At 45.8% G+C, this 12,795-nt stretch carries 12 protein-coding genes, 1 other RNA gene and 1 riboswitch; of the genes, 2 read left to right on the plus strand and 11 right to left on the minus strand.

Going from position 1 to position 12,795, the window contains the following annotated elements:
* Positions 1-148: 148 nt before the first annotated feature.
* The 6 genes from hslU to T525_RS0111770 form a co-directional block, all read right to left on the minus strand.
* Positions 149-1,546: an ATP-dependent protease ATPase subunit HslU gene (hslU, locus tag T525_RS0111745; RefSeq protein ID WP_037325643.1), complete on the minus strand. Its 1,398-nt coding sequence runs from the start codon at positions 1,544-1,546 to the stop codon at positions 149-151.
* A 24-nt stretch (positions 1,547-1,570) separates the two neighbouring features.
* The gene (gene hslV, locus T525_RS0111750; RefSeq protein ID WP_027407341.1) at positions 1,571-2,113 is read right to left on the minus strand and encodes an ATP-dependent protease subunit HslV; all 543 of its coding nucleotides are present in this window, start codon (positions 2,111-2,113) and stop codon (positions 1,571-1,573) included.
* Positions 2,114-3,424 (minus strand): methylenetetrahydrofolate--tRNA-(uracil(54)-C(5))-methyltransferase (FADH(2)-oxidizing) TrmFO, encoded by a 1,311-nt coding sequence (gene trmFO / locus T525_RS0111755; protein ID WP_027407342.1) that lies wholly within the window; start codon positions 3,422-3,424, stop codon positions 2,114-2,116.
* Positions 3,417-5,732, minus strand: coding sequence for a type I DNA topoisomerase (topA, locus tag T525_RS15100; RefSeq protein WP_084277078.1), 2,316 nt, complete (start codon positions 5,730-5,732; stop codon positions 3,417-3,419). The genes trmFO and topA overlap by 8 nt, the downstream gene beginning before the upstream one ends.
* 13 nt (positions 5,733-5,745) lie before the next feature.
* Positions 5,746-6,849 carry a DNA-processing protein DprA gene (gene dprA / locus T525_RS0111765; protein WP_027407343.1) on the minus strand — a complete coding sequence of 368 codons (1,104 nt, stop codon included), beginning with the start codon at positions 6,847-6,849 and terminating at the stop codon, positions 5,746-5,748.
* A gap of 306 nt (positions 6,850-7,155) precedes the next feature.
* On the minus strand, positions 7,156-8,211 hold the full coding sequence (locus T525_RS0111770) for a nicotinate phosphoribosyltransferase (protein WP_027407344.1): 1,056 nt from the start codon (positions 8,209-8,211) through the stop codon (positions 7,156-7,158).
* A gap of 119 nt (positions 8,212-8,330) precedes the next feature.
* Between T525_RS0111770 and T525_RS0111775 the strand changes: the two genes are divergently transcribed.
* Positions 8,331-8,690, plus strand: a complete 360-nt coding sequence (locus T525_RS0111775) for a hypothetical protein (RefSeq protein ID WP_037325644.1) — start codon at positions 8,331-8,333, stop codon at positions 8,688-8,690.
* 76 nt (positions 8,691-8,766) lie between these two features.
* Complete coding sequence (folB, locus tag T525_RS0111780) at positions 8,767-9,129, plus strand: dihydroneopterin aldolase (RefSeq protein ID WP_027407346.1); 363 nt, start codon at positions 8,767-8,769, stop codon at positions 9,127-9,129.
* A 102-nt stretch (positions 9,130-9,231) separates the two neighbouring features.
* Here the strand turns inward: folB and T525_RS0111785 are convergent, their stop codons facing one another.
* The 5 genes from T525_RS0111785 to T525_RS0111800 all read right to left on the minus strand — a co-directional run bounded on the left by T525_RS0111785 (position 9,232) and on the right by T525_RS0111800 (position 12,676).
* Positions 9,232-9,882: an NlpC/P60 family protein gene (locus T525_RS0111785; RefSeq protein ID WP_198022699.1), complete on the minus strand. Its 651-nt coding sequence runs from the start codon at positions 9,880-9,882 to the stop codon at positions 9,232-9,234.
* Between the two features lie 17 nt (positions 9,883-9,899).
* A riboswitch (cyclic di-AMP (ydaO/yuaA leader) is annotated at positions 9,900-10,064 on the minus strand.
* Between the two features lie 30 nt (positions 10,065-10,094).
* Positions 10,095-10,446, minus strand: an RNA gene (gene rnpB, locus T525_RS15785) — RNase P RNA component class A.
* Between the two features lie 81 nt (positions 10,447-10,527).
* On the minus strand, positions 10,528-11,178 hold the full coding sequence (gene thiE, locus T525_RS0111790) for a thiamine phosphate synthase (RefSeq protein ID WP_027407348.1): 651 nt from the start codon (positions 11,176-11,178) through the stop codon (positions 10,528-10,530).
* Positions 11,179-11,180: 2 nt separating this feature from the next.
* Complete coding sequence (locus tag T525_RS0111795; RefSeq protein WP_369751947.1) at positions 11,181-12,002, minus strand: Nif3-like dinuclear metal center hexameric protein; 822 nt, start codon at positions 12,000-12,002, stop codon at positions 11,181-11,183.
* Positions 11,999-12,676 (minus strand): class I SAM-dependent methyltransferase, encoded by a 678-nt coding sequence (locus T525_RS0111800; protein ID WP_027407350.1) that lies wholly within the window; start codon positions 12,674-12,676, stop codon positions 11,999-12,001. The genes T525_RS0111795 and T525_RS0111800 overlap by 4 nt, the downstream gene beginning before the upstream one ends.
* Positions 12,677-12,795: the final 119 nt, after the last annotated feature.

Below are 12,795 nucleotides of genomic sequence, written 5' to 3' on the forward strand. Positions count from 1 at the left end.
ATTCTTTTAGTGCAATTAATTTTACCACAAAAAACAAAAATAATCACACAAAATTGTGATTATTTTTGTTTTTATTATTTATATTTAAAATATTCTTCTTTTTTGATACATTTGCTATTTCAGGATATAATTCTGTATTTTTGCTTATTTATAGAATAAACTGACTAACATCCTGATTAACAACTATTTCAGAAAGGGCTTCCTTAACGTAGGACTCGTCCACTACAACGTGTTTTTCATCCAAATCCGGCGCATCAAAGGAAAGATTCTCCAGCAGCTTCTCCAAAATTGTATGGAGGCGGCGGGCACCAATATTTTCATTCTGGTTATTCACATCGCAGGCCAGCTTTGCCAGACAGTCAATAGCCTCATCGGTGAACTCCAGATCTATACCCTCCGTTCCCATAAGAGCTTTATACTGTTTGATAAGGGCATTTTGAGGCTCAGTGAGAATGCGCTTGAAGTCCTCCTTCTCCAACGATGTGAGCTCCACGCGAATAGGGAAACGGCCCTGAAGCTCCGGAATAAGATCTGATGGTTTGGAGGTGTGGAAGGCACCGGCAGCAATAAAGAGAATGTGGTCAGTCTTTACAGGACCGTACTTGGTCATTACTGTGGAACCTTCAACGATTGGCAGGATGTCACGCTGTACACCGTCACGGGCCACATCATGGTTGTTGCCATGACCACCGCTGGAGGCCACCTTGTCAATTTCATCAAGGAATACGATACCGCTGTTCTCTGCCACCTTCACAGCTTCCTCGGTAACCTCCTCCATATCCACAAGCTTCATGGCCTCTTCCTGCTGGAACAGCTTGCGGGCTGCTTCAACAGTAACCTTACGCTTTTTATGTTTCTTTGGCATCATACTGCCAATAATATCCTGAATGTTGTCCCCCATACCCTCAAGGGAAGATCCGGCAAACATGCCTACCATCGGCTTATTGTTATCTTCGATGTCGATTTCAATCATCTTGTCCTCGTACTCACCAGCCAATAGCTTTTTACGGCACCATTCACGGCCTGCCTGATACTGCTTTGGTTCCTCATCAGAAACTCCCTCGGATTCCTCATCATTGGAATTGCCGAAAAGCTGTCCAAATGGATTTACAACGGATTTCTTTGGCTGAGGCACCATAACATCAAGAATACGTTCCTCTGCCAATTCCGCAGCCTTTTCCTGTACCTCCTCCAAACGGGAAGAACGCACCATACGCACAGAGGTCTCCGCCAGATCCCGGATAATGGATTCAACGTCGCGGCCTACATAACCCACCTCAGTAAATTTGGTGGCCTCCACCTTAATGAATGGAGCCTTCACCATCTTGGCCAGGCGACGGGCAATTTCAGTTTTGCCCACACCAGTGGAGCCAATCATAAGGATGTTCTTTGGAATAATATCATCCTTCATGCTTTCATTGTCCAACTGACGGCTGCGCCACCGGTTCCTCAGTGCAATAGCCACGGACCGCTTGGCAGCCTTCTGGCCTACTATATATTTATCTAATTCCTCAACAATCTGTTTTGGAGTCTGTTCATTCATCATAAAATCCTCCGTTATTAACTAAAATCAGTCCAGTTCCTCAACCTTGATATTATGGTTGGTATATACGCAAATATCAGCTGCAATAGTGAGGGCCTCCTTGGCAATTTCCGCAGCAGAAAGTTCTGTGTGCTTAATCAAAGCACGGGCCGCTGAAAGGGCATAAAAGCCCCCTGATCCAATGGCACCCACACCGCCGTCCGGCTCAATAACCTCGCCGTTTCCGGAAATCATTAAAAGATTTTCCTTGTCAGCCACCAAAAGCAGGGCCTCCAGTTTACGGAGAACCTTGTCAGTACGCCACTGCTTGGCAAGCTCCACAGAAGCCCTTGGCAAATTGCCATTATAAGATTCCAGCGCGGCCTCGAATTTTTCAAAAAGTGTGAAGGCATCAGCCACAGAACCTGCAAATCCCGCCAGAACCTTATCATGATATAAGCGGCGAACTTTTCTGGCACTTGCCTTCATTATAGTATTCTGACCAAAGGTAACCTGACCATCACCGGCGATGGCAGTTTTGCCATTATGCTTAACTGCAACTATTGTGGTTGCGTGAAATTGTGTTTCCATTTATAATTGCTCCTTAAACTTTTCTAGGGTCTCCAGGGCCCGTTCTGCAATACGCTGTTTCTTGAGCTTTTTGTCGCGAATTTTTTCCTTGATGGGAGACATGATGCCAAAATTTACATTCATTGGCTGAAAGTGTTTTGCAGGGGCCGTAGTGATGTAATGGCACAGGGAGCCGTGAGCGGTTTCCTGAGGAAATACCACTGGCTCCAATCCCTTGCATATGCGAGCAGCATTAATGCCAGCCACAAGGCCGGAGGAGGCTGATTCCACATAACCTTCAACACCAGTCATCTGACCTGCAAAGAAAAGATTGTCATTTCCTTTAAACTGCATGGTGGGACGCATGGTTTCAGGAGAATTAATAAAAGTGTTTCTGTGCATTACCCCGTATCGAACGAATTCTGCATTTTCAAGGCCAGGGATCATGCCAAACACCCGGCGCTGTTCAGGCCACTTAAGATGTGTCTGAAACCCCACAATATTATATAGAGTTCCTTCCGCATTGTCCTGACGAAGCTGAACAACTGCATAAGGCAGCTTGCCGTCAGCTGGATTTTCCAGCCCCACAGGTTTCAAAGGACCAAATAGCAGAGTATCCTCCCCCCGTGACGCCATTTCCTCCACAGGCATACATCCCTCAAAGAATTTTTCCTTTTCAAAGTTATGGGTTGGAGCCTTCTCGGAATTTACCAGCTCTCTCCAGAATTTGTGGTATTCTTCCTTAGTCATTGGGCAGTTAATATAAGCTGCCTCGCCCTTACCGTATCGGGAAGCCTTCCAAGCCTTGGTCATATCGATGGATTCAAGGGTGACAATGGGCGCTGCAGCGTCATAGAAATAAAGGTACTCCTGCCCCATAAGCTCGCCAATATTTTCCGCCAGCTTACCCTCTGTGAGAGGACCACTAGACACAATAGTAACGGCATTTTCCTCATAAGGAATTTCTTCCAGTTCCTTATGGATAACATTGATTAAAGGATGGTTGCTCACCTTGTCGGTAATATATTTGCTAAAACCCAGACGGTCCACAGCCAAGGCTCCCCCTGCAGGAACCTTGGTGGCATCAGCTGCCTCCATAATTATAGATCCCAGACGGCGCATTTCTTCCTTAAGAACACCCACGGCGTTTTCCAGACCAGCACCCCGAAGGGAGTTGCTGCAAACAAGCTCCGCAAACAGATCAGTCTTGTGGGCCGGGGTATTCTTTACAGGGCGCATCTCATATAAATCAACCTTTATGCCTCTGTTGGCAGCCTGCCAGGCAGCTTCACTGCCTGCCATACCAGCCCCAACTACGATAATTTTATCCATTCTGTTCCTCTTTGGTCTTCTTGGCCTCCTCAGCCTTTTGGGCTTTCTTGGCCTGTTTTAAAAGTTCCTTGTTAATTGGATGGTCTGCTCTGGTCTTGCAATCTGCATTGTAGCAATATATCAGGCCACGGCCATTTCTGTAATAGTGCTTCAGTTGCAGGGAACCGCACTCCGGACATGGCTCAGCAATTGGCGCATCCCAGCTTACGAAATCGCACTCAGGATAGTTGTTGCAACCATAGAAGCCCTTGCCACGGCGGGATTTTCTCTCTACTATATGACCTTCACACTTAGGGCACTTTACCCCCGTATCCTTCAAAATGGCCTTGGTGTTGCGGCACTCCGGGAAACCAGGGCAAGCCAGGAACTTGCCGAATCGCCCCTGCTTAACCACCATCATACGGCCGCAAATATCACATGGCACATCAGAAACCTCCACTGGGAGCTCCACATGACCAATGGCCTCATCAGCCTTTTCCAAAGTTTCGGCAAAGGGGCCGTAGAATTCGCGAAGGAGATCCGTTTTATCCACCTTGCCCACGGCAACGCTGTCCAACTTCCCCTCCAAATCGGCAGTGAACTTGGCATCTACAATATCCTTGAAGTATTCCTTCAGCATATCCACCACAATATCTCCCAACTCAGTTGGCTGGAAGGACTTGCTGATACGCTGTACATAGCCACGAGCCAATATTGTTTCAATAATAGGTGCATAGGTACTTGGACGTCCAATACCCATTTCCTCCAAGGTCTTAACCAGGGAGGCATCATTGTAGCGTGGCGGCGGTTCAGTAAAGTGCTGAACAGGGTTAACCTTAAAAAGATTAATATCATCGCCTACAGCCATATCAGGCAGGATTATATCCTTGTCATTGGTATCTGCCATGGTATAAACAGCAGTGAAACCAGGGAATTTCATTTTGGAGCCTGTGGACTTTAAGGTAAATACTTCCTTAACCGCCTTGTCCGTCCCATAATTGGTAATAGTTACACCAAGTCTGTCGAACACGGCAGGAACCATCTGGCTGGCCACGAAACGCTGCCAGATGAGCTGGTACAGCTTAAACTGGTCTTTGCTAAGATATTTCTCAATCTGCTGCGGAACCATCATGGCACTGGTAGGACGAATAGCCTCATGGGCATCCTGAGCCTTCTTACCAACGGAATATACATTAGCCTTGGCAGGATAATATTTATCCCCAAAGTTTTCCATAATATATTCCTTGGCTTCCTGCTGAGCCTGCTCGGAAATACGCACTGAATCTGTACGCATATATGTAATAAGACCCACAGGCCCCTTACGGCCCAAATCAATACCTTCATACAATTGCTGGGCAACCATCATGGTACGTTTGGAAGTAAAGCCCAGCTTTCTTGCAGCATCCTGCTGGAGACTGGAGGTAGTAAATGGCGGTGCAGCCTTGCGGGATGTCTGGCGTTCCTTAATTTCAGTCACCTTCCACTTGCAGGCCTCCATTTTCTCCTGAACAGCTCTGGCCTCATCGCCCTTGCTGATTTCCAGTTTTTTGCCGTTAATTTGGGAAAGCTCCGCCTCAAACTGAGGAGATGTACCCTTTTTCAGCTTGGTGCCGATGGTCCAATACTCCACGGACACGAAATCCTTTATTTCCTTTTCCCGGTCACAGATAAGCTTTACAGTTACGGACTGAACACGTCCGGCACTGAGGCCCTTCCTTACCTTCCTCCAGAGAAGCGGGCTAAGCTTATAGCCCACTATACGGTCCAGCATGCGGCGGGCCTGCTGGGCGTCCACCATATCCAGATTAATGGGATGGGGCTCCTTAACAGCGGCCTGAATAGCCGGCTTTGTTATCTCATTAAATACAATTCGGCAGTCAGAAGAGCTGTCGATGTCAAAAAGATGTGCCAAATGCCATGCAATAGCTTCTCCCTCACGGTCGGGGTCGCTTGCCAGATATATTTTATCAGCCTTCTTGGCTTCTTTTTTCAGTTCCTTGATAAGGTCACCCTTGCCACGGATATTAATGTACTTTGGCTCAAAGTTATTATCCACATCAATGGCAAACTGGCTCTTGGGCAAATCGCGAAGATGTCCCATGGAAGCCTTAACCACATAGCCCTTGCCAAGGTAACGCTCAATTGTCTTTGCCTTGGTCGGAGACTCAACCAGCACAAGAGTATTCCTGGATTCCTTGTCAGTCTTGGATTTAGCGGTGGTCTTTTTTACAGTTTTCCTGGTTGTTTTCTTATTAGCAGTCTTTTTTGCAGCAGTTTTTTTAGTTGCTGCCTTCTTTTCCTTTAAGTCTTCATTTTGCGTTTCAGTCACAAAATGTCCCCCTTTATTTCCTTACATACGAATGAGCCTCATTACTTTTTATTATCCCCCGTATTTCCATCTGGAGCAGCAAAAAGGCTACACTGGCAGCATCGCTGCCATGTAAATTATAAATGATTTCATCAACTGATAATGGTACATCAGGAGTAAGGAGGCTGTAAATACGCCTTTCTTCCTCTGATAATGCAAATTTCTTTTCCATATTATCATTTTTTGCTGATAAAGTCTTGTTTTTTATAAAATCACTGTACTCTGATATTATATCGTTAGTGTCAAGTACCAGCTTGGCCCCCTGCTGAATCAGCTTATTGCAACCTGCACTTCCCTGGGTAAAAATCCCTGCAGGCACAGCGAAAACATCCCTATTTTCCCTAAGAGCACAGTCAGAGGTAATAAGGGCACCGCTTTTTTGTGCAGCCTCCACCACCAGGGTTCCCCGACACATTCCGGCTATAATTCTGTTTCTGGCGGGAAAAGTAAACTTGTTGGGCTGGGTACCAGGCATATACTCTGAAATCACCGCTCCCCTTTCGGCAATCTCTTCCAGAAGCCTTTTATTGGAACGGGGATAAGCCACATCCACTCCACAGCCAAGGACAGCCTCAGTTATTCCCCCAACAGCCAGTGCCCCCCTATGGCTTTCCGTATCAATACCATAGGCCGCACCACTAACAACAGTCACTCCAAGGGAAGCCAGGCCACCGGAAAATCTTTCCGCCACGGCTCTTCCATAAGGACTTATTTTACGGGACCCCACCATGGCAATACGAAAATGATCATTATCCAAGCGCCCTTTACAAAACAATATATGGGGTGGATCGAAGGTTTCCTTCAATAAAGTCGGGTAATCATCATCTTTTTTTGAAATCAGTTTTATGTGCTGTTTTGGGCACATTTCCGCTAACTTCTCAGGGCAACGGGAGTTGTCCCTGCGAAAGGTGAAGAAGCTCTCCAATTTATCATCCGTTAAGAGCTTGGTGTAGGCAATTTCTTGCTCCGATGCCCGCCAAACCTCCTCCCCATTTTTGAATATCCCCAAAAGTTTATCCAATATTGCGCCAGTCATGCCAGGGATATTCTGCAAAACTCCTAAATAATATTTTTCCATTTTATACCTCACATTTTATATATTTAATTTATTACATATATATTATTAAATATATGTCGTTTTGTGAAGTATTTTTTTGTTTTTATAGGTATATAAAAGCAGACTGCAATATGCAGTCTGCCATTTTTTACTATGAAATATTTGGGAATGGAATCTGAAAGATGAAAATGAACTATAGATTTCGTATAAGGGCTGGTGAAAGCCCATATGCTTTCATCTTGCTAATTTAGTTTGTAAACAGCTTATCCCAATATGCGTAGAGAATCATCAGAAATACCAATATTAAGATGATAACATCACCCATAATTAATCCACTTCCTCAAGCCTTGGATTGTCACTATAGGCACGGCCTGCCTTGGCACATGGTTTACCGTTCACAAGCACAATATCAGCGGTGAAATCCGCATTGGTAGCGAAAATATTGCTGCCTACAGCATATACATCCACAGGTACATTGTTGGTTTCAAAGAGACGGATGCGCTCCGGATTGAAGCCGCCGGAAACCATAATCTTCACATGATTGAAGCCCTCTGCATCCAGTGCCTCACGAACATTTCTTACAAGCTGCTCATTTACGCCGGTAGGCTTGAAATGTCCCATCTGGCCGATAAGGGACTTATCCACCATCTTATCTGATGTATCAAGGCGCACACCATACAGCTTGTCACCCAGGGCACGGGCCACTTTGAGACTTGTACCTACACAGTCGTTGTTGAAATCCACCAACGCCACCCGGCCAATTTTAGGGTCAATATATTTATCGAACATCTCAGTGGCCTTCAGGGTATCTCCCTCACAGGCTGCAATAAGAGCATGTGGAATAGTGCCTGCTGCCTCTATTCCCCAGGTAAGGGCATTGGCAGGGGTTGATACATTGGTCATGCCACCAATTTTTGCCGCATAGCCATCTCCCTTCTGAACTGCATAATGGTCAAAACGGGACGGGAAAAACAATACCGGCTTGCCGTTGGCTGCCTCTACCGCTTTGGCACAGTTGGTGGCCACCTTGGTCTGGCGGGCAATAATCCCCAGGTACACTGTTTCCAGGTGGCTGAAATCCGCCAAATCACCTTCAATAGTCATTACAGTCTCCCATGGCTCGATTTTATCACCGTCATGGAGAGCACGGATCTTTATCCTTTCAGGATGATAGGCGCACCGCTTAATAAGGGCAATGGCCTCGTCAATACCGCAGAGGGTGGCATAGTCACGCTGGAAAATCTGCATGGTTACAGTTGGATGATAATCAGCGTGATTGAGAATCTCCTGAGTACGGAGAAAATATATGTCACTATACAGTCCGCTCTTAATCTCATCTACCGGAAAATCAAAGCTTTCTGGATTAAGCCGCTTCTTTGTCATAAAATATGCCTCCTAAAAATTAACCGCCCCACACTCCTGATGAAGCCAAGTTTATTCTCGTACGGTATTATGATACAATGAAAAGCACAACAAACGCAAATAAAATAAGGAGATTTCCAATGGAAAGCAATATTATAACTTTATCTTCTCAGCCGACAGTTGAAGTTGAAAAGGAAATGGAGCAAATCGGGGTATCTTCCCGGGGCATAAATATAATGAAGGAAAAACTAACATTTCACTGCTTCAAAATCACCGATGTGGACACCAGGGCAGCCAATATTCTAAAGCAAACCATGCTGAGTCAGGGGGCAGAAGCTGCAGTTTCCGCATCCACTATAAATCTCAGTGCCTCCCATACCCATGTAATTATCGGAGCCACCACAAAACAACTACGACAGGCTGTACCACGTCTTAAGGAGCAGCCCTGGGGGCTGAAGACCATTGCCCAAAAAATTGAAAAAGAGTTTTTAAATATATAAAATTTTAGGCAGGAATTAAATTACCTTTGGCGAAGTATTACCTATACGACAAAATAATCCAAAGGAGTTGATTTATGTGGCAAAAATCAGAATTCTCAATATGATGTTTTACGGCTTCCACGGTCAGTATGAGTACGAGCGTGAGCAGGGCCAGAAGTTCTATTTTGATGTTGAGGTAACCACCAAGAACGACAAAGTCGTGGAAAGCGATGATGTGGCGGACACCATCAACTCCAGTACCATTTACTCCATAGTAAAGGATGCAGTTGAAAACAAAAAATTCCATTTGCTGCAAGCCTTAGGCGGACATATCGGTGATAAACTGATTGCCAACAATCAGATTGTAGCTGAAGTCAAGGTAACAATCCGCAAACAGTATGTGCCTATCTCCGGTGCCCTGGATTGCGTTGAGATTGAAGTTGTACGTAAAGCTGAATAAGTACCTTCAAAAATACAAGGAACCTGTACAATGAAGTACAGGTTCTTTTATTGTGGGAAAGACAAAAAAAGACGGAGCACAAGGCTCCGCCAAATAGAAGTTTTAAATTACTCTGCGTGCGCCGATGTAGCAGGAACCCCAATAACCACTGTACAGGGAATCCACAGCAACACCACGGCTGGAAGATGCATTGATGAAGGAACCATCGCCGAGATAGATACCAACATGGGATGCACCATAATCGTAAGTGGAGAAGAATACCAGATCACCCGGGATTAACTCACCACGGGATACCGGCATACCGACCTCGTACTGTGCATCTGCAGTGCGTGGAAGATAAATTCCAGCATTGGCAAATACATAACGTACATAACCAGAACAATCGAAGCCACTTGGGGAAGTACCACCGAATACATAAGGTACACCAATGTAGGCCATTGAATTGGAAATGATACGGCGGGAAATGGAATTAAAGCTACGGCTTACCTGCGGCATATCCCTACCCATCAAAGCTGAATAAGTTGAAGGGCCAACAAGTCCATCAGCAGTAAGTCCCTGATTGCTCTGGAACATCTTTACTGCTTCCACAGTAGCCGGACCAAAGTCACCATCAGCGGCAACATCGTATCCAAGGTTAGCTAACTGCCCCTGAATCTCTGCTACCTCACTTCCCTGATCTCCCATACGAAATGCTGAAGCATTGCACACGGAAAAAACGCACACAAACATCATGGATAGCGCAAAAATGCGCATAAACTTACCCAAAAAGACACTCCTCTCTCTATGCGCCTACGAGGTTAGCTGCCGGGTTAGGGTTGAGAAAGACTACCCTTTAAGATCCACTTGTGCAGCATCCATGCTGCAACAGCTGATTTTCATTCACCCCAAAAATTTGGTTCCCCCGCTCCATGGGCTGGATTAGGCTTTTTATAGATATGTATGCCCATCATATTAGATTGTAAAATGCTATGAGTGATCAATAAGCCGAGTTCTGTTCCGCCGAAGCGGTGACAATCATTTATCTGGACTGCCAGTTGCCTGACAGCTCTAGCGACACACCCGGAAGGTCAGCGGGCCGCCTCATATCCTTCCCTATTCGGTCTTGCTCCATGTGGGGTTTATCAAGCCAGCCAGTCACCTGACTGCTGGTGCGCTCTTACCGCACCTTTCCACCCTTACCTGGCGAACCAGGCGGTTTCCTTTTCTATGACACTTTCCCTAAGGTCACCCTCGCTGGACGTTATCCAGCACACTGCCCTGTGGAGCCCGGACTTTCCTCAAACGAAATAAATCGTCAGCGATTGTCTTTCACGCTCATAACAATGTAATTATATCATTCTGAAAAAATAGTGTCAAACTGCATAGGAGGGAATTGGTCATATAATGGTAATGTATTGGTTAACTTTTGAGTTTTTTGAGTAACTCTTGTATTTTTTGTTCGATGTTGTCAGCCTGCGTTATATCGGTAACCACAGCCATATTTTTTGCTCCATGTTCCCATACATGAAAAATATTTTGAGTTTTTATGCCCCCAATTGCTACAAAAGGCACAAGAGATTTTTGGGCTGCGTACTCAACGTAGGAAAAGCCCACGGGCTCAGCAGTGGCCTTGGTTTGCGTGGCAAAAACAGGACCTACCCCCACATAATCTATCACATCTTTTATACGGTTGGCCGCCTCTAATTGACCCGGATTATGGGTCGAAAGTCCGATAACCATGTCTTTACCCACAATTTGTCTGACAACTTTCGCAGGCAAATCTTCCTGACCAACATGAATACCATCTGCTTCCACTGCCAAAGCCAAATCCACGAAATCATCAATTATAAATGCCGCCCCGTATTCTCGGGTGAGCCTGCGAAGCTCCACACATTCTTTGTAACGTTCCAGACCGCTCTTCTCCTTTTCCCGATACTGCACAAAGCGTATACCTGCCTCCAGCATGGCCTTTACCACTTCGTAATTACTTCGTCCCAAAGAAGCTTTTTCCGCAGTGATTCCGTAAATAGGAAAGCTCCTGAAGAGCTCCATGGTTTCCCGTCTTGTCATAATCAGCCTTCTTTCCCGCCAACTACATAAAAGAAATCTTCGGAGATATTATCCTCGCAAACCTCCACTTCAGTTCCCTGCTTCATGGAAGCCAGCTCCCGGCGAAGGTATTTTGCCACAGCATTTACCACAGGGAACTCAGTGGCAAAGTGACCGGCATCAATAAGATTAATGCCCTGTTTCACAGCCTGCTGTGCTTCATGGTATTTTATGTCGCCAGTTACATAAACATCGGCACCTTTAAACACCGCCTTGCCAATAAATTCAGCACCGGCACCGCTGCAAAGTGCCACCTTCCTTACCGTATCCTTGCCGCCTCTCACAAGGCGGACATGATTGCATTTTAAGGTATCGCAAAGCATTGTGGAAAACTTTTCTATGGACATTGGCTCGAGAAGGTAGCCAATTCGTCCTAAACTGTCACCAGTTTCCGCATCAGTAATAGCTAATCCTTCTACCTTTTCCAGCTTCCACAACTGTGCCAAAATATCATTACAGCCCCCCTGGGCAATATCCAGATTGGTATGAGCAGAATATACGGCGATATTGTGAGTGAGCAACTTTTGGAGCATACCTCCATCATAAGTATCAGTTCTTATACTTAGGAGCCCCTTGAAGAGCATTACCGGATGATGGGAGATTATCATATCCGCCCCAATTTCAATAGCCCTATCAACCACTGGCAAGCTTACATCAAGACACACAAAAATCTTGCTTATCTCCTGCTCGGGACTGCCCAACTGAAGACCGGGATTATCCCAGTTTTCTGCCAACTTTTTGGGAGCCAGTTTTTCCATAATTCCCATTATTGTCTGACACTTCATAATGTATATCCCTCCAACAGCTTTATCCTGGCTTCAATCTCTGCCAGTTTTTCCTTTGTATGGCTGCCACCCTTCTGAAGCCCCTGACGAATTTTGTCAAGCTGGGCAATGTTGTTCTGAACATGTTCAGTGAAAAGCTCCGGACGTTTTTTTATGAGCACAGGCCCCAAAATAAGTTCTGCTTCGTTAAGTGGCTCCGCCATCCCCCGGACAGCCTTTATTATCTGATATACCCTGCCGTCAACCTTGGCAAGTTTTTCATCTTCTATGAGCCAGTTGTTGTCATAAAGCCAGCCTCTAAGGTATTCAAAACCATTTTGTGGCTGAAGCACCAGACATTTCAACTGGTCTGTTACCTCCGGCCGTGCCTCCAGTATATCTGCCTCCAGCTTGCCCCCCATTCCGGCAATACAAACAGTATCCACCTCTCCAGCAGTCAGGGCAGCCAGTCCGTCACCCTGGCGAACAGCTATCGATTCATTAAATCCTGCCTCAGAAATGGTACGTCTGGCAGCCTGGCAGGGGCCTGAGTTTAAGTCTGCGGCGATTACTCTGCGGGCATTATTAATTTTGAAGAGTTCAATGGCCAGATAGCCATGATCCGTACCAATATCAGCCACACTGTCTGAAATAGGCACAAATTCCGCCACAGCCTTCAAACGGTCATCTAACATAAGTTCACCTCTATTTTATTTGGGGAGGTGCCCTAATTGCTCAAAACAGTACTCTCCCCTTTAAAACATAACCTAAAAGGGGACAGCATAAGCAGTCCCCTTTCATTAATACGCAATAT

Source organism: Anaerovibrio sp. RM50, assembly GCF_000622005.1.
GTDB lineage: Bacteria > Bacillota > Negativicutes > Selenomonadales > Selenomonadaceae > Anaerovibrio.